Raw genomic sequence first — 22,100 nt, forward strand, 5'->3', positions numbered from 1 at the left:
CACCCGCGCGTCGCCCTGCCCGGCACGTACTGACAGGACGCCCGCGGCGGGCCACAATCCTGTCGGCAACGCCGGCCCCACACATCCACCGCCACACCATGGCCCTGCTCACCACCGTCGCAGAACAAGCCCGCGCCTTGCTGGCCGATCAACGCCCGCTCGATGCCTATCGTCTGGTCCTCGCGGCGCTGGACCACGCTCCCGGCGATCCGCTGCTGGCGCGGCTGGCCGGCGCCTGTTCCCAGACGCTGGGCGATGCGGTACAGGCCGAGCGCTGGTGGCGGCTGGCGCTGCAAGGGCAGCCGGATAACGCGGATCTCCATTTCAATCTGGCGCAGTTGCTGGAATCGGGCGGGCGCAACGCCGAGGCGTCGGCGCACTGGCGCCGCGCCGCCGAACTGGCGCCCGACGATGTGGAGGTCCAGGCGCGCCACGGCCTGGCGCTGGCCGCGCTCGGCCAGGATGACGCCGCGCTGCCGGCGCTACGCGCCGGGCTCCAGGCATCCGAGCCCGCGCCGGTCCACCTGGCGCTCGCCGACCTGCTGGCGCGACGCGGCGAAGTACAGGCCGCCGAGCAGCATTTCCGCCAGGCCATCGCACTCGTCCCGGACGACGCCGTGGCGCCCGCCAACCTGGCGTTGTTGCTGGAAGGACAATGGCGCGACGACGAAGCCGAGCAGTGGTATCGCGTGGCCCTGGCCCGAGCGCCGGAGGCGGCGCCGATCCATGCCAATTTCGCCGGCCTGCTGGCGCGACAGGGCCGGTTGGCCGAAGCGGAAGCCGCCTACCGCCGCGCGCTGGCGCTGGACCCGCGCGTGCCGCTCACCCATTCCAACCTGGGTGTGCTGCTGGCGGGCCAGGGGCGCGATGCCGAGGCGGAGGATGCCTTCATCGCCGCGCTGGCGTTGGCGCCCGGCCATCCACGCGCACGCTTGAACCGCGCCTTCCTGCTGCTGGCGCGCGGCCAGTGGCAGGCGGGCTGGGTCGAGCACGAAACGCGCTTCGATCCGGGCCTGCAACATCCGACCCCGCGCCCCGGCCACCTGCCCGGCCGGCGCTGGCAGGGCGAATCGCTCGCCGGACAGTCGATCCTGCTATGGCTGGAACAGGGCTACGGCGACCAGATCCAGTTCTGTCGCTACGCGACACGCCTGAAGGAGTTGGGCGCGGCCCGCGTCACCGTCGCCTGCCAGCCGCCGCTGGTGGCGCTGCTGCGCTCGTTGCGCGGCGTGGACCGGGTGCTGCCCCACGACGAAACCCGCGACGCCGGCCTGCGCATCGATTGCTGGGCGATGTCGATGGACGTGCCGCGCCATGCCGGCGGCACGCCCGACACCCTGCCCGCCCACCTGCCGTACCTGGCGGCCGACGCGGCGCGGCGCGCGCGCTGGCAGGGGCGCGTGCCCGGCTCCGGCCTGAGGGTGGGCGTTGCCTGGCGCGGCAACCCGCTGCATCACAACGACCGCCAGCGCTCGCTGCCGGGGTTGGCGACGCTGGCGCCGTTGGCGGCGGTGCCCGGCGTGCACTGGATCGGTCTGCAACCGACGCCGGCCGAGGACGTGCCCACCGGCATGGACTGGCTGCCGCTCGGGCCGATGTTCGACGATTTTGCCGACACCGCGGCGGTGATCGAGCAGCTCGACCTGGTCATCAGCGTGGATAGCGCGGTCGCCCATCTGGCCGGCGCGCTGGGGCGGCCTTGCTGGGTGCTGCTGCCGGCGGCGGGCACCGACTGGCGCTGGCTGCGCGGACGCGACGATACGCCATGGTATCCGGACGTGATGCGGCTGTTCCGCCAGACCAGCCCGGGCGACTGGTCGCAACCGCTGGCGCGGATGGCAGCGCTGCTGGCGCAGCGCGCACGCTGAGCGCGGCGAGCAAGACCCAGCCAGAAGCGCTTGGTTAGCCGCTTCAAAAAAGCTCAGTCTGCGCCGAACTCCACCACCAGATCGTCCGACAGCGCCTCCAGGTCGCGCTGCAAGGCGGCTTCGTCGAAGTCGGCGGACGCGCGCAGGATCGCGTCGGCGTGGAACATCGATTCGCCCGACATCGCCGCCGGCATCACCTCGGTGGCCAGTTGGTCGACGTTGACGCGGTGACGCGCCAGCACCTGCGTCACTTCCTTGACGATGCCGATGCGGTCGTGCGCCACCACCGACAGCGTGAACTCGTGCGGGTAATCCTCGCCGACCCCGCCTTCCACCACCGTGACCCGCAGGTCGGCCAGCTCCGCCAGCGCGGCCTCCAGCGCGGCGCGGTGCTCCGCGGCCACCTCGACCCGCAGGATGCCGGCGAACTGCCCGGCCAGGCGGCTCATCGACGATTCGAGCCAGTTGGCGCCATGGTCGGCGACGACGTTGGCCAGTTGTTCCACCAGGCCGGGCTTGTCGGCGCCCAGCACGGTCAGGACAAGGATGGAAGGCATGCGTTGACTCCGGTAAGGCTGCGGTGATTCGGTGCCGGCTCGCCGGCGCGTCAGTTGGCGTATTCGTCAATCGGCACGCAGGCGCAGAACAGGTTGCGGTCGCCGTACACGTCGTCGATGCGGTTCACGCTGGGCCAGAACTTGTTGTCGCGCACCCACGGCAGCGGGAACACCGCCTGCTCGCGGCTGTAGGGACGATCCCAGCCGCCGATCACGTCGTCCTGGGTATGCGGCGCATGCTTGAGCGGGTTGGCGTCGGCCGGCAGCGCGCCGCTTTCCACCTGGGCGATCTCGCCGCGGATGGCGATCATCGCTTCGACGAAGCGATCCAGCTCGGCCTTCGACTCCGATTCGGTCGGCTCGACCATGATGGTGCCGGGCACCGGGAAGCTCATGGTCGGGGCGTGGAAGCCGTAGTCCATCAGGCGCTTGGCGATGTCCACCTCGCTGATGCCGGTGGCGGCCTTGAGCGGGCGGATGTCCAGGATGCACTCGTGCGCCACGCGTCCCTGGCGGCCGGTGTAGAGCACCGGGTAGTGCGCGCCGAGGCGGGCGGCCAGGTAGTTGGCGTTGAGCAGCGCGGTCTGGGTGGCGCGCTTGAGGCCCTCGCCGCCCATCATGGCGATGTACATCCACGAGATCGGCAGGATCGACGCCGAGCCGTACGGCGCGGCGGAGACGGCGCTCTGGCCGACGCTGGCGCCCGGCACCGGCCGCACCGCGTGGTTGGGCACGAACGGCGCCAGGTGCGCCTTGAGCCCGATCGGCCCCATGCCGGGGCCACCGCCGCCGTGGGGGATGCAGAAGGTCTTGTGCAGGTTCATGTGGCTGACGTCGGCGCCGATGTGGCCGGGCGCGGTCAGGCCGACCTGGGCGTTGAGGTTGGCGCCGTCCATGTATACCTGGCCGCCGTGCGCATGCACGATCCGGCAGATGTCGCGCACCGCTTCCTCGAACACGCCATGGGTGGAAGGGTAGGTCAGCATCAGGCACGACAGCTCGGCCGCGTGCTTTTCCGCCTTGGCGCGCAGGTCGGCGACGTCGACGTTGCCGGCGTCGTCGCAATCGACCACCACCACGCTCAGGCCGATCATCTGCGCGGTGGCCGGATTGGTACCGTGGGCGGACTTGGGAATCAGGCAGATGCGGCGCTGCGCGTCGCCGCGCGCCTCGTGGTAGCGCTGGATCGCCACCAGGCCGGCGTATTCGCCCTGAGCACCGGAATTCGGCTGCATGCACACCGCGTCGAAGCCGGTGACGATGCGCAGCCACTCGGACAACTCTTCGATCATCGCCACGTAGCCCTCGGTCTGGTCGGCCGGGGCGAACGGGTGGACGCGGCCGAACTCGGGCCAGGTGACCGGGATCATCTCGCTGGTGGCGTTGAGCTTCATGGTGCAACTGCCGAGCGAGATCATCGAATGGTTGAGTGCCAGATCCTTGTTCTCCAGGCGCTTCAGGTAGCGCAGCATCTCGTGCTCGGTGTGATAGCGGTTGAACACCGGGTGGCCGAGGATCGCGTCCTGGCGCAGCGCCGCCACCGGCAACAGCGACGGGGCGATGGCGTCCAGCGCGTCGACCTCGGCCGTCACGCCGAACAGCGGCCACAGCGCGGCCAGGTCGTGGCGGGTGGTGGTCTCGTCGAACGACAGCGCGACGGTGGCGGCATCGACCCCCCGCAGGTTGTAGCCGGCGGCGGCGGCGGCGTTGCACAGCGCGGTGGCATCCGCCACGGCGACGCGCACCGTGTCGAAGGCGCTGTCGTTCAGCACGCGCACGCCGCCCTGGCGCAGGCCGGCGGCGAAGATGGCGGTCAGCCGCGCGGTACGCTCGGCGATGCGGCGCAACCCGGCCGGGCCGTAGTAGACCGCGTACAGGCCGGCGATGTTGGCCAGCAGCACCTGCGAGGTGCAGATGTTGGAATTGGCCTTCTCGCGGCGGATATGCTGCTCGCGCGTCTGCAGCGCCATGCGCAGCGCGGTCTTGCCGCGCGTATCGACCGACACGCCGATGATGCGGCCGGGCACGGCGCGCTTGTGTTCGTCGCGGGTGGCGAAGAAGGCGGCGTGCGGGCCACCGAAGCCCATCGGCACACCGAAGCGCTGCGCCGATCCGAGCGCGATGTCGGCGCCCAGTTCGCCGGGCGACTTGAGCAGCACCAGCGCCAGCAGGTCGGTGGCGACCGCCACCACGGCGTCGCGCGCCTTGAGCGCGGCGATGGCCGGCGCCAGGTCGCGCACCTCGCCATCGTCGCCCGGGTATTGCAGCAGCGCGCCGAACACGTCGGCCCCGGCCGCCTGCGCCGTCTCGCCGACCACCAGTTCGAAGCCGAAACCATGGGCACGGGTCTTCAGTACGTCCAGCGTCTGCGGGAACACCGCGGCATCGACGAAGAAGCGGTTCGACTTGGACTTGGAGACGCGGCGCGCCATGGCCATCGCCTCGGCGGCCGCGGTGGCTTCGTCCAGCAGCGAGGCATTGGCCAGTGCCAGCCCGGTCAGGTCGATCACCATCTGCTGGTAGTTGAGCAGCGCCTCCAGCCGGCCCTGGGCGATCTCGGCCTGGTACGGGGTGTAGGCGGTGTACCAGCCGGGGTTCTCCAGCACGTTGCGCAGGATGACCTTGGGCAGGTGCGTGTCGTAATAGCCCTGGCCCAGCAGCGAGGTGCGGATCACGTTGCGGCGCGCATGCGCGGCCAGGTCGGCCAGCGCGTCCACTTCGCGGCGCGGCGCGGGTAGCGGCAGATCCGCGGGCAGGCGGATCGCGGCGGGAATGGTTTCATCCACCAGCGCTTCCAGCGACGGCAGACCCAGCGCTTGCAGCATCGCCGTACGCGCTTCGCCGTCGGGGCCGATGTGGCGCTGGATGAATTCGTCGTGGGCTTCGAGTCGGTTGAGGGCGGTCATGGGCAAGGTCGAGTGGAATGCGGACGGAATCAGCCCGGCGAACAGCGGCCGGGCATGAGAGGCGCGGGACGGATCGGCTGGTGGGGCCAGTGCGGGCGACGCGCGGGCGCCATCGGCGCGCCGTCAACCCCGGGCCCGGCTCAGGCGCCGATCAGTGCCTTGTAGGCGTCGGCGTCCAGCAGGCCGTCGTAATCGGCCGGATGCGCCGGCTTGATGCGGAAGAACCAGGCGCCGCCATAGGGCTCGGTGTTGGCCAGTTCGGGCGCGTCGACCAGTTCCTGGTTGACGGCGACCACTTCGCCTTCCAGCGGCACGTAGACGTCGCTGGCGGCCTTGACCGACTCCACCACACCGGCGGTGTCGCCACGGTTGAGGCGGGAGCCGACCTGCGGCAGATCGACGTAGACCACGTCGCCCAGCAGTTCCTGCGCATGGTCGGTGATGCCGATGGTGATGCTGCCGTCGGCTTCGCGGCGCAGCCATTCGTGGGTATCGACATATTTCAGTTCGGCGGGGACTTGGCTCATGGGGTGCTCCGGATTCGGGGTTGCGATGTTTGGTTCGGGCAGTGGGCAGGAAGAAGAGAGCGGGGAGAACCACAACAGCATCGCCATCCGTGATGGCGCCTCGAAGTTCCCCTTCCCTCTTCTCCCTTCCCCCTTCCTGTTTTAAAAGACCTGTTTGCCGTGGCGTACGAACGGCAGCTTGACCACGCGGGCCGGCTCCAGCTTGCCGCGGATGTCCACCTCGACCTGTTCGCCGCATCCGGCCGGCACGCGGGCAATGGCGACCGACAGCCTCAGCGTAGGCGAAAAGGTGCCGCTGGTGATGACGCCGTCGCCGACGTCGGTGCGCACCGGCTGGCCGCCGCGCAGCACGCCCTTGCCTTGCAGTACCAGCCCGACCTGACGCCAGGCGGGGCCGGCGGCGCGCTCGGCCTCCAGCGCGACGCGGCCGACGAAGTCGCGTTCGGCCGGTTGCCAGGCGATGGTCCAGCCCATGCCGGCGGCGAGCGGCGAGACGGTTTCGTCCATGTCGCTGCCGTAGAGGTTCATGCCGGCTTCCAGCCGCAGCGTATCGCGGGCGCCCAGCCCGGCCGGGGAAACCCCGGCCAGCAGCAGCGCGTTCCACAACGCGATGGCCTGCTCGCCGGGCAGCATGATCTCCAGCCCGTCTTCGCCGGTGTAGCCGGTGCGCGCGACGAACCAGCCGCCGTCGACTTCGGGCGCGGCCAGCCCCTGGAACACTTGCAGGCTGTCGATCAGGCCGGCCAGCTGCGGTGCGGCGGCGCGGGTCTTGGCCAGGGCGTTGGGGCCCTGGATCGCCAGCATCGCCAGTTCGGAGCGCTCGGTGACGGTCACGTCGAAGGCGGCGGCGCGTGCGGCGATCCACGCCAGATCCTTGGCGCGGGTGGCGGCGTTGACCACCATCCGGTAGTCCCACGCGGTGCGGTAGACGATCAGGTCGTCGATCACGCCGCCGTCCGGGGTCAGCATGGCGGAGTACAGCGCCTTGCCCTCGACGCCCAGGCGGGCGACATCGTTGGCCAGCAGCTGTTGCAGGAAGGCCGTCGCCTGCGGACCGGTGATGTCGAGCACCGTCATGTGCGATACGTCGAACATACCGGCGTCGGCACGGACGATCTCATGCTCCTTGAGCTGCGAGCCGTAGTGGATCGGCAGCTCCCAGCCGGCGAAATCGACCAGCTTGCCGCCGGCGGCGACGTGGGCTTCGTACAGCGGTGTGCGTTGCGGCATGGCGGCGCCCGGACGTGAAAATTGCCGCGATTATAAGGGGCAAACCTTGGGTTTGCGCGGTGCTTCGTCCGGCTGCCAGGGTTTTCCTCCGCGCTGCCTGGCAGCTTGGTATCTGGCCGGAAACGCCGACGCGGGCCGTAGCCCGCGCCGGATGGTGCTATCGGCCGCCGCAATGGCGGTCGACGCGTACTACTTCTGGATCTTCACCGGCCGCTGCCAGCCATCGATGGTCACCTGCTTGGCGCGGGCGACGGTGAGCTTGCCGGCCGGGGCATTGCGCGAGATCACCGAGCCGGCGGCGGTAGTGGCTTCGGCGCCGATGGTCACCGGGGCGACCAGCACGTTGTTGGAGCCGATGCGCACGCCGTCCTCGATCACGGTGCGGAATTTGTTCACGCCGTCGTAGTTGGCGGTGATGGTGCCCGCGCCGACATTGACGCCAGAGCCCATGGTGGTGTCGCCGACGTAGCTCAGGTGGTTCACCTTGGAGCCGTCGCCGATGGTCGATTGCTTCACTTCGACGAAGTTGCCGATATGCACGCCGTCGCCCAGCCTGGCGCCAGGGCGCAGCCGCGCGTAGGGGCCGATCAGCCCGCCGGGGCCGACTTCGGCGTCCTCCAGGTGGCTGAACGGATGGATCACCGCGCCGTCGCCGACGGTGACGTTCTTCAGCACGCAGTTGGCGCCGATGCGCACGTCGTTACCCAGTACCACGCGGCCTTCGAACACGCAGTTCACGTCGATCAGCACGTCCTGGCCGTGGGCCAGCGTGCCGCGCACGTCGATGCGGGCGGGGTCGGCCAGGCCGACGCCGGCGGTGAGCAGCGCGCGCGCCACTTCGCCCTGGTGGATGCGCTCCAGCGCGGCCAGTTGCAGCTTGTTGTTGATGCCCTCGGCTTCCCAGTGGTGGGCCGGCTGCACCGTGGCGACCGGCACGCCATCGCGCACGGCGAGCGCGATCAGGTCGGTGGCGTAGTACTCGCCCTGGGCGTTGTCGTTCTTCAGCTCGGCCAGCCAGCCGGCCAGGCGCTCGGTGGGCAGCGCGAGGATGCCGGTGTTCATTTCGCGGATCGCGGCCTGCTCGGGGGTGCAGTCCTTCTGTTCGACGATGGCCTGCACGTCGCCGGCGGCGTTGCGGACGATGCGGCCGTAGCCGGTGGCGTCGTCCAGCAGATCGGTCAGGATGCCGAGCTTGCCGCCCTGGCTGGCGTCGAGCAGGCGTTGCAGCGTCTCCAGCCGGGTCAGCGGCACGTCGCCGTACAGCATCAGCGTGGTGCCGCCCTGCAATTGCGGCAGCGCCTGAGCCAGCGCGTGGCCGGTGCCCAGTTGTTGCGCCTGGTGCGCCCAGGCCAGATCGGCCGCGTCGGCGAATTCGGCGCGCACCTGCTCGCCGCCGTGGCCGAATACCACCACCAGTTGCCGCGGCCCGAGCTGGCGCGCGGTATCGAGCACATGGCCCAGCAGAGGCTTGCCCGCGAGGCGATGCAACACCTTGGGCAGCTTGGAATACATGCGCTTGCCCTGGCCAGCGGCAAGCACGACGACATTGAGGGTGGTTTGGGTCATGGGCGTCGGGAGATGGGGAGGAATTGGGGCCGATTGTACCGGCGCGCTCTGACAGGACAAAGACGGCAGAGCCGGAGGTTGACGAGGTTCCGCTGATCGGCGCAAGGCATGCGAATGGTATCCGGCACGGATATGACGCCGGGCGTCAAAAATACGCAGTCACCGTGTCGCGGGCAGGTCGCCCGCCCACCAGCACGGAATGATCCACGTGGAACATCGCCGTCGTGGCCAAGAAAAAAGGCAGCCTTGCGGCTGCCCTTTTCAACGTTCTTCCAGGGAAGAATCAGTGACCACGCTTCTTCAGCTTATCCACCACGGCGAGCTTCGCCACGGCTTCGAGCAGTTCGGCCTGCGCCATGGCGAAGTCCATCGAGCTGCTCTTGTTCTTCAGCGCTTCCTCGGCGCGAGCCTTGGCATCGCGTGCCTTGGCCTCGTCGATGTCGGCACCACGAATCGCGGTGTCGGCCAGTACGGTCACCACATGCGGTTGCACCTCGAGCAAACCACCCGAGACGTAGAGCACTACGTCCGGATCGTTGCTGTTGGCCGGCTTGATGCGCAGCGCGCCCGGACGGATCCGGGACAGCAGCGGCGCATGGCGCGGCAGGATACCGATCTCGCCCTTCTCGGCGGGGGCCGAGACGAACTCGGCCGTGCCGGAATAGATCAGTTCCTCGGCGCTCACCACGTCCACGTGCATGGTCATGGCCATCGCCTATCCCCTTATTGCAAGGTCTTGGCTTTTTCGAGCGCTTCCTCGATGCCGCCGACCATGTAGAAGGCCTGCTCGGGGAGGTGATCGTAATCGCCGTTGAGAATGCCCTTGAAGCCCTTGAGGGTTTCCTTGAGCGGCACGTACTTGCCCGGCGAACCCGTGAACACTTCGGCCACGTGGAACGGCTGCGACAGGAAACGCTGGATCTTGCGCGCGCGGGACACGGTGAGCTTGTCCTCGGGGGACAGTTCATCCATACCCAGAATCGCGATGATGTCCTGCAGTTCCTTGTACTTCTGCAGCGTGGATTGCACGCCACGCGCCACCTGGTAGTGCTCGTCGCCGACGACCTGCGGGTCGAGCTGGCGGCTGGTGGAGGCCAGCGGATCGACAGCGGGGTAGATACCCAGCGCGGCGATGTCGCGGCTCAACACCACGGTTGCGTCCAAGTGGGCGAAGGTGGTGGCCGGCGACGGGTCGGTCAAGTCGTCCGCAGGCACGTAGACGGCCTGGATCGAGGTGATCGAACCGGTCTTGGTCGAGGTGATGCGCTCTTGCAGCACGCCCATTTCCTCGGCCAGCGTCGGCTGGTAACCCACCGCGGACGGCATCCGGCCCAACAGCGCGGACACTTCGGTACCGGCCAGGGTGTAACGGTAGATGTTGTCCACAAAGAACAGGATGTCACGGCCTTCGTCACGGAAGTGCTCGGCCATGGTCAGGCCGGTCAGCGCGACGCGCAGGCGGTTGCCCGGCGGCTCGTTCATCTGGCCGTACACCATCGCCACCTTGTCGAGGACGTTGGAGTCCTTCATTTCGTGGTAGAAGTCGTTGCCCTCGCGGGTACGCTCGCCCACGCCGGCGAACACGGACAGACCGCTGTGCGCCTTGGCGATGTTGTTGATCAGTTCCATCATGTTGACGGTCTTGCCGACACCGGCGCCGCCGAACAGGCCGACCTTGCCGCCCTTGGCGAACGGGCAGACCAAGTCGATCACCTTGATGCCGGTTTCCAGCAGGTCGATGGTCTGGTTCAGTTCGTCGAACTTCGGTGCGGACTGGTGGATGGCGCGCTTGGCTTCGGCTTCGACCGGGCCGGCTTCGTCCACCGGCTTGCCCAGCACGTCCATGATCCGGCCCAGCGTGGCCTTGCCGACCGGCACCGAGATCGGGGCGTGGGTGTTGCCCACCGCCAGACCGCGCTTCAGGCCATCGGTCGAGCCCATGGCAATGGCACGCACGATGCCGTCGCCAAGCTGCTGCTGGACTTCCAGCGTCAGGTCTTGGTCGACGAGCAGGAGCGCGTCATACACCTTGGGCAGGTTGTCGCGGGGGAATTCCACGTCGACCACCGGGCCAATGATTTGTACGATTTTCCCTTGGCTCATCTTAGGGTTCCTAATTCATTCAATTCGGGGAGCGACCTGCATCAAACCGCAGCGGCGCCGGCGACGATCTCGGAGAGTTCCTTGGTGATCGCCGCTTGACGCGTCTTGTTGTACAGCAGTTGCAGATTGCCGATCACCTTTTCGGCGTTGTCGGTTGCCGCCTTCATCGCCACCATGCGCGCCGCCTGCTCGCTCGCCATGTTCTCCGCCACCGCCTGGTACACCAGGGCTTCGAGGTAGCGGCCCATCAGCTCGTCGATCACGGTCTTGGCATCGGGCTCGTACAGGTATTCCCAGTTGTAACCGTGCTCGGGCTGGCCGAAGGCCTCGCCGGACAACGGCAGCAGCTGCTCTACCACGGGCTCCTGCTTCATGGTGTTGATGAACTTGGTGTACACGAGGTGCACTTCGTCCACTTCACCGGCGATGAACGCATCCACCATGACCTTCAGCGGCCCGACCAGCTGGTCGAGGTGCGGGGTGTCGCCCAGGCCCACGGTCGAGGAAACGACCTTGGCGCCACTGCGGCTCATGAACCCCAGACCCTTGCTGCCGATGGCGGTCACGGCGACTTCGCGGCCGCTCTGGTGCCATTCTTTCATCTTGTTGAGCGCCAGACGCAGGGCGTTGGTGTTCAAGCCACCGCACAAGCCCTTGTCCGACGTCACCACGATCAGACCGACGCGTTTCACCTCGTCCCGCTTCTGCAGGAACGGGTGGGCGTAGTCCACGAAGGCCACCGACAGGTGGGCCGCCACGTTGCGGATCTTTTCACCGTAGGGGCGGGCCGACCGCATGCGCTCCTGTGCCTTGCGCATCTTGGACGTCGCCACCATTTCCATGGCGCTGGTGATCTTCTGCGTGTTTTTGACGCTCTTGATCTTGGTGCGAATTTCCTTACCGCCAGCCATGATTCGATTCCTTTTCTAAACGGGTTCGAATCAGTAGGCGCTGGCGGACTTGAAGCTTTCCACCGCCTTGAGGATGGTCGCTTCGTCGTCGGCCGACAGGTCGCCCTTTTCTTCCACCCGCGCCAGCACGTCGGCGTGGTTAGCCTTCAGGTTGGCCAGGAAGGCGGCTTCGAATGCCAGTGCCTTCTCGACCTTGACGTCGTCGTACACGCCCTTGGCGATCAGCAGCAGGGTCACGCCCAGCTCGGCAACCTTCAGCGGGCTGTATTGGGCCTGCTTCATCAGCTCGGTCACCATCTTGCCGCGCTCGAGCTGCTTGCGGGTGGCTTCGTCCAGATCCGAGGCGAACTGCGCGAACGCAGCCAGTTCACGGTACTGGGCCAGCGCCAGACGCACACCGCCGCCGAGCTTCTTGATGACCTTGGTCTGAGCGGCGCCACCGACGCGCGATACCGAGATACCGGCGTTCATGGCGGGACGGATACCCGCGTTGAACAGGTCGGTTTCCAGGAAGATCTGGCCGTCGGTAATCGAGATCACGTTGGTCGGCACGAACGCGGACACGTCGCCGGCCTGCGTTTCGATGATGGGCAGCGCGGTCAGCGAACCGGTCTTGCCCTTCACTGCGCCACCGGTGAGCTTCTCGACTTCCTCGGCGTTGATGCGCGCAGCGCGCTCCAGCAGGCGGGAGTGGAGATAGAACACGTCGCCGGGGAACGCTTCGCGGCCCGGGGGACGACGCAGCAGCAGCGAGATCTGGCGATAGGCCACGGCTTGCTTGGACAGGTCGTCATAGACGATCAGCGCGTCTTCGCCGCGGTCGCGGAAGAATTCGCCCATCGTGCAACCGGAGTAGGCGGCGATGTATTGCAGCGCGGCAGATTCGGAAGCAGCGGCGGCCACGACGATGGTGTGACCCATCGCGCCGTGCTCTTCCAGCTTGCGCACCACATTGGCGATCGACGATGCCTTCTGGCCGATGGCGACATAGATGCAAATGACGCCGGTGCCCTTCTGGTTGATGATCGTGTCGAGCGCGACGGCGGTCTTGCCGGTCTGGCGGTCGCCAATGATCAGCTCGCGCTGGCCGCGGCCGATCGGCACCATGGTGTCGATGGACTTCAGGCCGGTTTGCAGCGGCTGCGACACCGACTGACGGGCGATCACGCCCGGGGCGATCTTTTCGATCGGGCTGGATTCGGTCGTACCCAGCGGGCCCTTGCCGTCGATGGGCTGACCCAGGGCATTGACCACGCGGCCGACCAGTTCACGGCCGACCGGTACTTCCAGAATGCGGCCGGTACACTTCACTTCGTCGCCTTCGACGATGTGGGTGTATTCGCCCATCACCACGGCACCGACGGAATCGCGCTCGAGGTTCAGGGCCAGGCCAAAGGTGTTGCCCGGGAATTCCAGCATTTCGCCCTGCATCACTTCGGACAAGCCGTGGATGCGGACAATGCCGTCGGTGACCGAAACGACCGTACCGGTGGTACGGACTTCTGCGCCTTCCGACAGGTTCTGGATCCGAGCCTTAATCAGTTCACTGATTTCAGACGGATTGAGTTGCATACAAAAATCTCCTAGCTCTTCAGGCTTGTCGCCAGCGCTGTCAGCTTGCCGCGCACGGAAGCGTCGATCACCAGGTCACCGACCGTCACCGTCACGCCGCCGATCAGGTCGGTATCGACCTGCACCTCGGCTTCCACCTTGCGCTTGAGTTCCGAGGCCAACAGGCTCTGGAGCTGAGCGACTTGGGCGTCGTTGAGCGGGAACGCGGAAGCGATCACGGCCTTCACTTCGCCTTCCTCGGCCACTTTGAGCGACTCGAAGAGTTCGGCGACGTCCGGCAATGCGGCGAATCGGCGGTTTTCCAGCACCACGGCGATGAAGTTCTCGACCTGGGCGCCGACGTTGCCGCCCAACAGGCCCACCAGCAATTGCTGGAGCTGTGCGGCGGAATACTTGGGATCGGCCACTACGGCCAGCGCGGTCTCGTCACGGGCAATGGCAGCGAGATTGGCCAGAACCTCGGACCATTGCTCGAGCTTGCCTTCCTGCTTTGCCAGACGAAAGACGGCCTCGGCGTAGGGTCTTGCGACGGTGATGAGTTCTGCCATGACTGTCTTACAGTTCCGCTTGAATGGATGCCAACAAATCGGCGTGCTTGGCGGCGTCGATTTCCTGCTTCAGGATCTTCTCCGCACCAGCGACGGCGAGAGTCGCCACCTGCTGACGCAGCACTTCCTTGGCTTGCTGGACCTGTTGGTCCACCTCGGCTTGCGCACCCTTGACGAGGCGCTCGCCTTCCACCTTGGCTTGATCCTTGGCTTCTTCGACGATCTGGGCCGCACGCTTCTCGGCCTGGGCGATGAGTTCGGCGGCTTGCTGCTTGGCCTCGCGCAGACGGTCTGCCGATGCGCGTTCCGCATTGGCCAGGTCTTGCTTGGCACGGTCGGCGGCAGCCAGACCGTCAGCGATGCGCGCAGCGCGCTCATCCATCATCCGGGTCAGCGGAGGCCAGACGAATTTCATGGTGAACCACACCAGGATGGCGAAAGTGATCGCCTGCCCGATGAGGGATGCATTGAGTTCCACGAACTAGTCCTCCAGGTTTAAGGGTTTTCTCTTAAACCGACCGATTAAGCGAGCGCGGCGAGGAACGGGTTGGCGAACGTGAACAGCAGGGCGACACCGACACCGATCATCGAAATGGCGTCGAGCAGACCGGCGATGATGAACAGCTTGGTTTGCAGAACCGGGATCATTTCCGGTTGGCGAGCGGACGACTCCAGGAACTTGCCGCCGAGAATGGCGAAGCCCAGCGCGGTACCGATGGCGGCAAGACCGATGATGATCGCAACCGCGATCACGGTCATGCTCTGGATGCCGGCGATGAGTTCAGGTGCAGCCATTTCTATATCTCCTAATAGGAAAGGTCGTTAATACAAGGGTTGAAACACGAGCTGGTCGGCCGATGCCGCCCGGCGCGATTCTTAGTGGTCTTCCACCGCCAGCGACAGGTAGACGATGGTCAGCATCATGAAGACGAAGGCCTGCAGGGTCACGATCAGGATGTGGAAGATCGCCCACGGCGCGCCGAGCACCCACTGCGCCCAGAACGGCAGCAGGGCGATCAGGATGAAGATCAGTTCGCCGGCGTACATGTTGCCGAACAACCGCAGCGACAGCGAAATGGGCTTGGCCAGCAGTTCGATGGCCTGGAACACCAGGTTCACGGGCGCCAGGACGATGCTCAGGGCCAGCCCTTCCGCGTGGAACGGCTTGGTCAGCAGTTCCTTGATCCAGCCGCCGATGCCCTTGGCCTTGATCGAGAAGCCGATGATCACCAGCAGCACCGACAGCGACAACGCAAAGGTCATGTTGACGTCGGCGGTGGGCACCACACGCTGGTAGACGTGATGCGGATCCATGCCGAAGGCGTAGTGACCGATGGCCTGGGCGGCGACGGGCAGCATGTCGACCGGCAGGAAGTCCATGGAGTTCATCAGGAACACCCAGACGAAGATGGTCAGGCTCAGCGGGCCGATCACCTTGCTCTTGCCGTGGAAGGCATCCTTGATCTGGCTGTCGACCATCTCGACGATCAGCTCGACGAAGTTCTGCAAGCGGCCGGGCACGCCGGACGTGGCACGACGGGCCACCATGCCGAACACGCCGGCGAAGACGAAGCCCAGGGCCAGGGAAACCCAGAAGGTATCGAGGTGGAAACCGGACCAGAAGCCGTCGGTTTCGAGACGCCAGTGCGTCAAGTGGTGGACGATGTAGCCCGTTGCGCTTTGTTCGGCAGCCATATGCTCAGTTCTTTTCCAGTTTTACGAATAAGCCCAGCCAGTAGGCCGCCGTCGCGGCGATGTAGCCCAACAGCAACCCCAGGCCGTGCACCGGGATCGTCACGATCACCAGCGCGAATCCGGTAATGGTCCAACCAAATTTCGCCATCTCGGCCGCATAGTGCCGCGACAGCATTGCTTGAGGGGATCCCCAGCCGCCGGGGTAAGCGATACGCGCATAGATCAGGGCACCCACCAGCGAGATGCCGCCACCCAACGCACTTGAAATCCCGGCGACCGCTCCCCATAAAGCCCAGACGAGCACCGAAACGGCAATCGTCAGCACCAGCTTGAGGCGGATGACTCGGCGGATTTCTGGCCGCTTGACCATAGCTTCCTTGGGGAAAAACCCCGGGATTATACGGAGCGGGTTTGCGCGCCGTCAATTTTACCGATTGACGGAAACTATGCTTTTGTCCTCGCTCTATGAAGGTTTTCTGAAAGTATGTTAGCGGCACCAATTTGGTGCCGTGTCATCGTGGGAAACGGCCTTTGGAGCGGCCGACAAAACCCAGCGTAGCGGTTCTGGCAAGACGCGCGAAACGCAGACAGCGCGGCGCAGCCAGAAGGGTTTTGTCAGTCACTCTTGTTTCAAGCGGCCCAGCAGCCGGTCCAGGTCGTCGAGACTACTGTAATCGATGGTCACGCGGCCACGCCCCTGCTTGCCCTGCTTGATCTGGATCCGCGCGCCCCAGCGCTCCGAGACTTCCTCTTCCAGGCGCCGCACGTCGGGGTCTGCCTTCTTCTGCGCCGCGGCCGCAGGTTCGCCCTGCAACAGCCGCTTCACCAGGCCTTCCGTTTCCCGCACCGACAACCCTTTCAGCGCCACGGTCTTGGCCGCGTCGAGCTGAGGCAGGGTGTCCAGCGCCAGCAGGGCACGAGCGTGCCCCATGTCGAGCTGGCCGGCCAGCAACATTTCACGCACCGGTTCGGCCAGGTTGAGCAGGCGGAGCAGGTTGGTGACGGTCACGCGCGACTTGCCCACGGCGTGGGCGACCGCTTCGTGCGTCATGCCGAATTCTTCGATCAGCCGGGCCAGGCCCTGCGCTTCTTCCAGCGGGTTGAGATCCTCGCGCTGGATGTTCTCGATCAGCGCCATCGCCGCGACGGCTTCGTCCGGCACCTCGCGCACCAGCGCGGGGATCTCGGTCAACCCGGCCAGCCGGCTGGCGCGCCAGCGGCGTTCGCCGGCAATGATCTCGTAACGGGTTTCCAGGCCATCCTCGATGGCACGCACCAGTACCGGCTGCATCAGCCCCTGGGCCCTGATCGACTCGGCCAGTTCGCGCAGCGCGTCCTCGTCGATATGCACGCGCGGCTGGAAACGGCCGGGCTGCAGGCTGTCGAGCGGCAGTTGCTGGAGGGTGTCGCCGGGCGCGTCGCCGCCCATCAGGGCGTCGAGGCCGCGACCCAGCCCTTTGAATTTCTTGCTGACCATTGATTAGACCGGGTGAGCTGCTTCGGCCGGATTATGCCGCGCCAGCAGTTCCTCGGCGAGTTGCAGGTACGCTTGCGCGCCCTTGGAGGACTTGTCGTAGGAGAGGATCGGCCGCCCGTACGATGGCGCTTCGGCCAAGCGCACATTGCGCGGGATCACCGTGTGGTACAGCTTGGAGGTGAAGTGTTTGACCAGTTGATCGCTGACCTGCTGCGCCAGCGTGCTGCGCGGGTCGAACATGGTGCGCAGCAAGCCTTCGATCTCGATCCGGCGGTTGAGACCCTGTTTCACCCGGCGCAGCGTGTTCACCAGGTCGGACAACCCTTCCAGCGCGTAGTACTCGCACTGCATGGGGATCATCACCGAGTCGGCGGCGACCAGGCCGTTGAGGGTCAGCAGGTTCAGCGCCGGCGGGCAGTCGAGCACGATGAAGTCGTAGTCGCCGGCCACGGCGGTCAGTGCGTCCTTCAGCCGCGATTCGCGCGCTTCGGCCTCGACCAGCTCCACTTCGGCCCCGGCCAGCTCGCGGTTGGCCGGCAGCACGTCGAAGCCGCCGGATTCCGACACCTGCCGGGTATCCGCCAGCGACGATTCGCCGATCAGCATGGTGTAGACGGTATGTTTGAGCTTGGACTTGTCCAGTCCGGAACCCATGGTGGCGTTCGCCTGGGGATCGAGGTCGACCAGCAGGACGCGCCGTCCCAGGTGCGCCAGGCTGGCCGCCAGGTTCACCGCCGTCGTCGTCTTGCCCACCCCGCCTTTCTGGTTGGCGATCGCCAGGATCTTCATGCCGCCGCGTTCTCCATCTTCAGGTGCACCAGGTGCCGTTCGGCCTCCAGGCCGGGCACCGCAAGATGATCGACGCTCGCCACGCGGATGTCCACCGCCAATTGTGCGATTTCCTCGTACGGGTAGACGCCCTTGAGCGCCGCCCACTCGCCGCCCGGCGCCAGCAGATGGCGGGTGAGCTTCACGAATTCGCCCAGATCGGCGAAGGCGCGCGAGGTGATGATCTGGAAGCCGGCCTCTGGGCGGTAGGCTTCCACCCGCTCGGTCAGCACGGTGACGTTGGGCAGTTGCAGATCGACCACCACCTGCCGCAGGAAGGTGGTCTTCTTGTGGTTGGAATCGAGCAGGAACAATTGCCAGTCCGGTCGGGCGATCGCCAGCGGGATGCCCGGCGTGCCGAAGCCCGATCCGACATCCAGCACCCGGCAGCCCGCTTCGCCGCTCAGCCTGGGCAGCGGCGCCAGCGAATCGAGCAGATGGTGCGACACCATGCGTTCGGGCTCGCGGATCGCGGTCAGGCTGTAGGTCTTGTTCCACTTGGCCAGCAGGTCGACATAGGCCAGCAGGGTGTGTTGCTGATCGGAGGAAAGGGCGAGCCCCAGTTCGGCGAGGCCCGCGGCCAGCGCATCGGCCAGCGGGTGTACGGTAACGACGGTCATCAAGCGGCCTTGTGGTCGATGAGTTGTTTTTTCTTGAGATGGACCAGCAGCAGCGCCACCGCGGCCGGCGTCACGCCGGAGATGCGGCTGGCCTGCCCCAGCGATTCGGGTCGATGGGTGTTCAGCTTCTGCTGCACTTCCTTGGACAAGCCCACCACCTGGGCGTAATCCAGGTCGAGCGGCAGCCTGAAATCCTCCAGGTTGTCGCGCTTGGCCACTTCGTGCTGTTGCCGCTCGATATAGCCCTGGTACTTCACCTGGATCTCCACCTGCTCGGCCACCGCCGGATCGTCGACCACGGCCTGGCCTTCGCCGGGCTGGGCGCAAGCCAGCGTCAGCAGGCTGTCATAGCTGACCTCGGGGCGGCGCAGCAGCTCGGCCAAGTTGTATTCGCGCTCGATGGCGCGCCCCAGCACGCGCTCGGCTTCGGCGGCCTCCAGCAGGCGCGGGTTGATCCAGGTGGATTTCAGGCGTTGCAGTTCGGCTTCCACCGCGTCGCGCTTGCGGCAGAACAGGGCCCATTGTTCGTCGCCCACCACGCCCAGCGCGCGCCCGGCCTCGGTCAGGCGCAGGTCGGCGTTGTCCTCGCGCAGTTGCAGGCGGAACTCGGCGCGGCTGGTGAACATGCGATACGGCTCGGTCACGCCGCGGGTGATCAGGTCGTCCACCAGCACCCCCAGGTAGGCTTCGTCGCGGCGCGGCGTCCAGGGCTCCTGGCCGCTGGCGGACAGCGCCGCGTTGATGCCGGCGAACAAGCCTTGCGCGGCCGCTTCCTCGTAGCCGGTGGTGCCGTTGATCTGGCCGGCGAAGAACAGGCCGGCGATGGCCTTGGTCTCGAAGCTGGCCTTCAGCGCGCGCGGGTCGAAGTAGTCGTATTCGATGGCATAGCCGGGGCGCAGGATGCGTGCGTGTTCCAGGCCCTTGATCGATTGCACCGCGGCGATCTGGACATCGAACGGCAGGCTGGTCGAGATCCCGTTCGGGTAGAACTCGTGGGTATCCAGCCCTTCCGGCTCCAGGAAGATCTGGTGGCTGTCCTTGTCGGCAAAGCGGTTCACCTTGTCTTCGATGCTGGGGCAGTAGCGCGGCCCCACGCCTTCGATCTTGCCGGTGAACATGGGGCTGCGGTCGAACCCGGAGCGGATGATCTCGTGGGTCCGCAGGTTGGTGTGGGCGATCCAGCACGGCAGTTGGCGCGGATGCATGGCGCGGGAGCCACGTACCGAGAACACCGGCTCCGGCACATCACCGGGCTGGGCTTCCAGCACCGAGAAATCGATGGTCCGCCCGTCGATGCGCGGCGGCGTGCCGGTCTTGAGCCGGCCCACCGGCAATTGCAACTCGCGCAGGCGCGCCGACAGCGACAACGATGCCGGATCGCCGGCGCGGCCGCCGACCTGGTTCTCCAGGCCGACGTGGATCTTGCCTCCCAGGAAGGTGCCGGCGGTCAACACCACGGCGCTGGCTTCGAAGCGGATGCCGATGGCGGTCACGGCACCGATCACGCGATCGCCGTCGACGATCAGGTCGGCCACTTCCTGCTGGAACAGATCGAGGTTGGGCTGGTTTTCCAGCATGCCGCGGATGGCGGCCTTGTAGCGGATGCGGTCGGCCTGGGCGCGGGTGGCGCGCACCGCCGGGCCCTTGCTGGAATTCAGCGTCTTGAACTGGATGCCGCCGAGGTCGGTGGCCAGCGCCATGGCGCCCCCGAGGGCGTCCACTTCCTTGACCAGATGGCCCTTGCCGATGCCGCCGATCGACGGGTTGCAGCTCATCTGGCCCAGGGTTTCGATGTTGTGGGTCAGCAGCAGGGTGCGCCGGCCCATGCGGGCGCTGGCCAGCGCCGCTTCGGTGCCGGCGTGGCCGCCGCCGACCACGATGACGTCGTAACGAGTGGGATAAAGCATGATGTGCCGCACCACGATGCAAAGGGCCAATATTCTACGGCAAAACAGGCACTTGCACTATGAAGCGGCTTCACGTCGGGATGAGGCGGGAAAAAGCGCCGAAAACCTGTGGGTATCATCCCGTCAGCCGGCGCCGTAGCCGCCACGCCGGACGTGATATGGCTACAGGCCGAAGGTGTGGGCGGCTTCCAGCGCGGCGCCGACGATGCCGGCGTCGTTCTTCAGCGCAGCCGGTTCCACCGGGAAACGCAGGCCGGTGAGCTCGGGGATGAACTTCTCGTGCTTCTTGGAGATGCCGCCGCCGATGATGACCCGGTCCGGCGAAAGCAATAGTTGCAGGTGCAGCAGGTATTGGTTCAGACGCGCAGCGTACTGCTTGTACTTCAGGTCGAGATCGTCCTTGACCTTGGCCGAGCAGTATTTCTCGGCGATCTCGTCCTTGGGGAAGATCACGTGGCCGAATTCGGTATTGGTGATCAGCTTGCCGTCGACGATCAAGGCGCTGCCGATGCCGGTGCCCAGGGTCAGCACCAGGGTCTTGCCGGACTTGCCCTTGGCGGCGCCGAACACCACCTCGGCCAGGCCGGCGGCATCGGCATCGTTCACCAGCTTGACCGGCAGGCCGACCGCATCGGCCAGGATCTGCTCCGCCGGCGCGTTGATCCAGCTCTTGTCCACGTTGGCGGCGGACAGGGTGACGCCGTTATGCACGATGGCGGGGAAGGTACAGCCCAGCGGACCTTTCCAGTCGAACTGCTTGACCAGCTCGCTGACCGTGGCCGCCACGGCCTGCGGGGTGGAAGGCTGCGGCGTATCCAGCCGCACCCGCTCGCCGAGCAGTTCGCCCGTTTCCACATTGACCGGCGCGCCCTTGATGCCGCTGCCGCCGATATCGATGCCGAGTACGGCCTTGGGAGCCTTCACGCTGGTCTGGGTCATGTCGCCGAATCCTGTGTCCTGTCTGCGCGCGCAGTTTGCCCGCTCCACCGCGAGGCCGAACTACGGAGATTTACCTAGCGGCCGGGCGGCCGTTTTCGCGGCCACCGACGCGGCGGCCATTCTACGCAATGATAGGCAGGGTAACGACTGCGGGCCCCGCCTCTTTTGCCGCAAAACAAACGGCGAGCCGCGCAATGGCGGCCCGCCGCAGGCTCAGCGCGGACCCGCGAGCAGCTCTTGCAGACGCTTCTTGTCGGCTTCGGCGCGCTTCTTCACCTCGACGATCTCGCCCTGGCGTTTCTGCGTGTCGAGGTCGATGTCGCCGATCTCCTTCTGCGCGAGGGCGATGTCGGTTTCCAGATCGGTGGGCAGCGGCTTCTTGCGCTTGGTGTAGCGATCGGCCTGCTCGTTGAGCCGATCCAGCTTGGCCGACGCGTTCTGCCGCTTGATCTTGTTGGTCTGGATGCTGGCCTGGATGGCGTCGATCTGCTGATCGCGCAGCAGATCGACTTCCTCGGGACGCGAGAACGACTGCAACAGCGCTCGGTCGCGGCGGCGTGCCTCGTTGGCCTGCCGCTCGGCTTCCTGCTTGCGCTGCCGCTCCTCTTCGCTCATTTGCGGTTGAGGCGTCTTGCGCACGATGCCGCGCTTGTCCAGCTCGGTGACGCCCCCTTTGGGCTGGTTGGCCGGTGGCTTGTCGCTGTATTGGGTGTTGCCGTTCTCGTCCACCCATCGGTACAGCACCGCCTCGGCCGACGCTGCCCATACCAGCAGCAGCGTCCCCATCAGCAAGGTCAATCTGTTCATGCTTTTCCTCTCGATGCCACGGCGCCGAGCGGAAACCGC

The 22,100-nt window shown here is 66.4% G+C and carries 21 protein-coding genes; 1 reads left to right on the plus strand and 20 read right to left on the minus strand.

Annotation, left to right across the window (positions count from 1 at the left end; genetic code table 11):
- Nucleotides 1-98 precede the first annotated feature (98 nt).
- The gene (locus C556_RS18685; protein ID WP_018746223.1) at nucleotides 99-1,868 is read left to right on the plus strand and encodes a tetratricopeptide repeat protein; all 1,770 of its coding nucleotides are present in this window, start codon (nucleotides 99-101) and stop codon (nucleotides 1,866-1,868) included.
- 53 nt (nucleotides 1,869-1,921) lie between these two features.
- On the opposite strand, the gene C556_RS0100325 is transcribed toward C556_RS18685, so the two are convergent.
- The 20 genes from C556_RS0100325 to C556_RS0100425 form a co-directional block, all read right to left on the minus strand.
- Complete coding sequence (locus C556_RS0100325) at nucleotides 1,922-2,425, minus strand: glycine cleavage system transcriptional repressor (protein ID WP_018746224.1); 504 nt, start codon at nucleotides 2,423-2,425, stop codon at nucleotides 1,922-1,924.
- A 50-nt stretch (nucleotides 2,426-2,475) separates the two neighbouring features.
- Complete coding sequence (gene gcvP, locus C556_RS0100330; RefSeq protein ID WP_018746225.1) at nucleotides 2,476-5,331, minus strand: aminomethyl-transferring glycine dehydrogenase; 2,856 nt, start codon at nucleotides 5,329-5,331, stop codon at nucleotides 2,476-2,478.
- Between the two features lie 140 nt (nucleotides 5,332-5,471).
- Nucleotides 5,472-5,858 carry a glycine cleavage system protein GcvH gene (gcvH, locus tag C556_RS0100335; RefSeq protein WP_018746226.1) on the minus strand — a complete coding sequence of 129 codons (387 nt, stop codon included), beginning with the start codon at nucleotides 5,856-5,858 and terminating at the stop codon, nucleotides 5,472-5,474.
- A gap of 141 nt (nucleotides 5,859-5,999) precedes the next feature.
- The gene (gcvT, locus tag C556_RS0100345) at nucleotides 6,000-7,088 is read right to left on the minus strand and encodes a glycine cleavage system aminomethyltransferase GcvT (protein ID WP_018746228.1); all 1,089 of its coding nucleotides are present in this window, start codon (nucleotides 7,086-7,088) and stop codon (nucleotides 6,000-6,002) included.
- Between the two features lie 189 nt (nucleotides 7,089-7,277).
- Nucleotides 7,278-8,654 (minus strand): bifunctional UDP-N-acetylglucosamine diphosphorylase/glucosamine-1-phosphate N-acetyltransferase GlmU, encoded by a 1,377-nt coding sequence (glmU, locus tag C556_RS0100350; RefSeq protein ID WP_018746229.1) that lies wholly within the window; start codon nucleotides 8,652-8,654, stop codon nucleotides 7,278-7,280.
- A gap of 283 nt (nucleotides 8,655-8,937) precedes the next feature.
- The gene (locus C556_RS0100355; protein ID WP_245559198.1) at nucleotides 8,938-9,360 is read right to left on the minus strand and encodes a F0F1 ATP synthase subunit epsilon; all 423 of its coding nucleotides are present in this window, start codon (nucleotides 9,358-9,360) and stop codon (nucleotides 8,938-8,940) included.
- A gap of 17 nt (nucleotides 9,361-9,377) precedes the next feature.
- Nucleotides 9,378-10,757 carry a F0F1 ATP synthase subunit beta gene (gene atpD, locus C556_RS0100360; protein ID WP_018746231.1) on the minus strand — a complete coding sequence of 460 codons (1,380 nt, stop codon included), beginning with the start codon at nucleotides 10,755-10,757 and terminating at the stop codon, nucleotides 9,378-9,380.
- 41 nt (nucleotides 10,758-10,798) lie between these two features.
- Nucleotides 10,799-11,668: a F0F1 ATP synthase subunit gamma gene (atpG, locus tag C556_RS0100365; protein ID WP_018746232.1), complete on the minus strand. Its 870-nt coding sequence runs from the start codon at nucleotides 11,666-11,668 to the stop codon at nucleotides 10,799-10,801.
- A 30-nt stretch (nucleotides 11,669-11,698) separates the two neighbouring features.
- Nucleotides 11,699-13,240: a F0F1 ATP synthase subunit alpha gene (gene atpA / locus C556_RS0100370; RefSeq protein WP_018746233.1), complete on the minus strand. Its 1,542-nt coding sequence runs from the start codon at nucleotides 13,238-13,240 to the stop codon at nucleotides 11,699-11,701.
- 11 nt (nucleotides 13,241-13,251) lie between these two features.
- Nucleotides 13,252-13,788: a F0F1 ATP synthase subunit delta gene (locus C556_RS0100375; RefSeq protein WP_018746234.1), complete on the minus strand. Its 537-nt coding sequence runs from the start codon at nucleotides 13,786-13,788 to the stop codon at nucleotides 13,252-13,254.
- A gap of 7 nt (nucleotides 13,789-13,795) precedes the next feature.
- A complete protein-coding gene (locus C556_RS0100380) occupies nucleotides 13,796-14,266 on the minus strand; it encodes a F0F1 ATP synthase subunit B (protein WP_018746235.1) in 471 nt (156 codons plus the stop codon).
- Between the two features lie 44 nt (nucleotides 14,267-14,310).
- Nucleotides 14,311-14,583 carry a F0F1 ATP synthase subunit C gene (gene atpE / locus C556_RS0100385; RefSeq protein WP_018746236.1) on the minus strand — a complete coding sequence of 91 codons (273 nt, stop codon included), beginning with the start codon at nucleotides 14,581-14,583 and terminating at the stop codon, nucleotides 14,311-14,313.
- An 81-nt stretch (nucleotides 14,584-14,664) separates the two neighbouring features.
- Complete coding sequence (atpB, locus tag C556_RS0100390; RefSeq protein ID WP_018746237.1) at nucleotides 14,665-15,483, minus strand: F0F1 ATP synthase subunit A; 819 nt, start codon at nucleotides 15,481-15,483, stop codon at nucleotides 14,665-14,667.
- Between the two features lie 4 nt (nucleotides 15,484-15,487).
- Nucleotides 15,488-15,853 carry an ATP synthase subunit I gene (locus C556_RS0100395; RefSeq protein ID WP_018746238.1) on the minus strand — a complete coding sequence of 122 codons (366 nt, stop codon included), beginning with the start codon at nucleotides 15,851-15,853 and terminating at the stop codon, nucleotides 15,488-15,490.
- Nucleotides 15,854-16,102: 249 nt separating this feature from the next.
- Nucleotides 16,103-16,960: a ParB/RepB/Spo0J family partition protein gene (locus C556_RS0100400; RefSeq protein ID WP_018746239.1), complete on the minus strand. Its 858-nt coding sequence runs from the start codon at nucleotides 16,958-16,960 to the stop codon at nucleotides 16,103-16,105.
- Nucleotides 16,961-16,963: 3 nt separating this feature from the next.
- On the minus strand, nucleotides 16,964-17,749 hold the full coding sequence (locus tag C556_RS0100405) for a ParA family protein (RefSeq protein ID WP_018746240.1): 786 nt from the start codon (nucleotides 17,747-17,749) through the stop codon (nucleotides 16,964-16,966).
- The gene (rsmG, locus tag C556_RS0100410; RefSeq protein ID WP_018746241.1) at nucleotides 17,746-18,408 is read right to left on the minus strand and encodes a 16S rRNA (guanine(527)-N(7))-methyltransferase RsmG; all 663 of its coding nucleotides are present in this window, start codon (nucleotides 18,406-18,408) and stop codon (nucleotides 17,746-17,748) included. The genes C556_RS0100405 and rsmG overlap by 4 nt, the downstream gene beginning before the upstream one ends.
- Nucleotides 18,408-20,315: a tRNA uridine-5-carboxymethylaminomethyl(34) synthesis enzyme MnmG gene (mnmG, locus tag C556_RS0100415; RefSeq protein ID WP_018746242.1), complete on the minus strand. Its 1,908-nt coding sequence runs from the start codon at nucleotides 20,313-20,315 to the stop codon at nucleotides 18,408-18,410. The genes rsmG and mnmG overlap by 1 nt, the downstream gene beginning before the upstream one ends.
- A gap of 162 nt (nucleotides 20,316-20,477) precedes the next feature.
- The gene (ppgK, locus tag C556_RS0100420; protein WP_018746243.1) at nucleotides 20,478-21,254 is read right to left on the minus strand and encodes a polyphosphate--glucose phosphotransferase; all 777 of its coding nucleotides are present in this window, start codon (nucleotides 21,252-21,254) and stop codon (nucleotides 20,478-20,480) included.
- Between the two features lie 213 nt (nucleotides 21,255-21,467).
- Nucleotides 21,468-22,061 carry a DUF4124 domain-containing protein gene (locus tag C556_RS0100425; protein ID WP_018746244.1) on the minus strand — a complete coding sequence of 198 codons (594 nt, stop codon included), beginning with the start codon at nucleotides 22,059-22,061 and terminating at the stop codon, nucleotides 21,468-21,470.
- Nucleotides 22,062-22,100: the final 39 nt, after the last annotated feature.

The organism is Chitiniphilus shinanonensis DSM 23277, assembly GCF_000374805.1.
Lineage (GTDB): Bacteria > Pseudomonadota > Gammaproteobacteria > Burkholderiales > Chitinibacteraceae > Chitiniphilus > Chitiniphilus shinanonensis.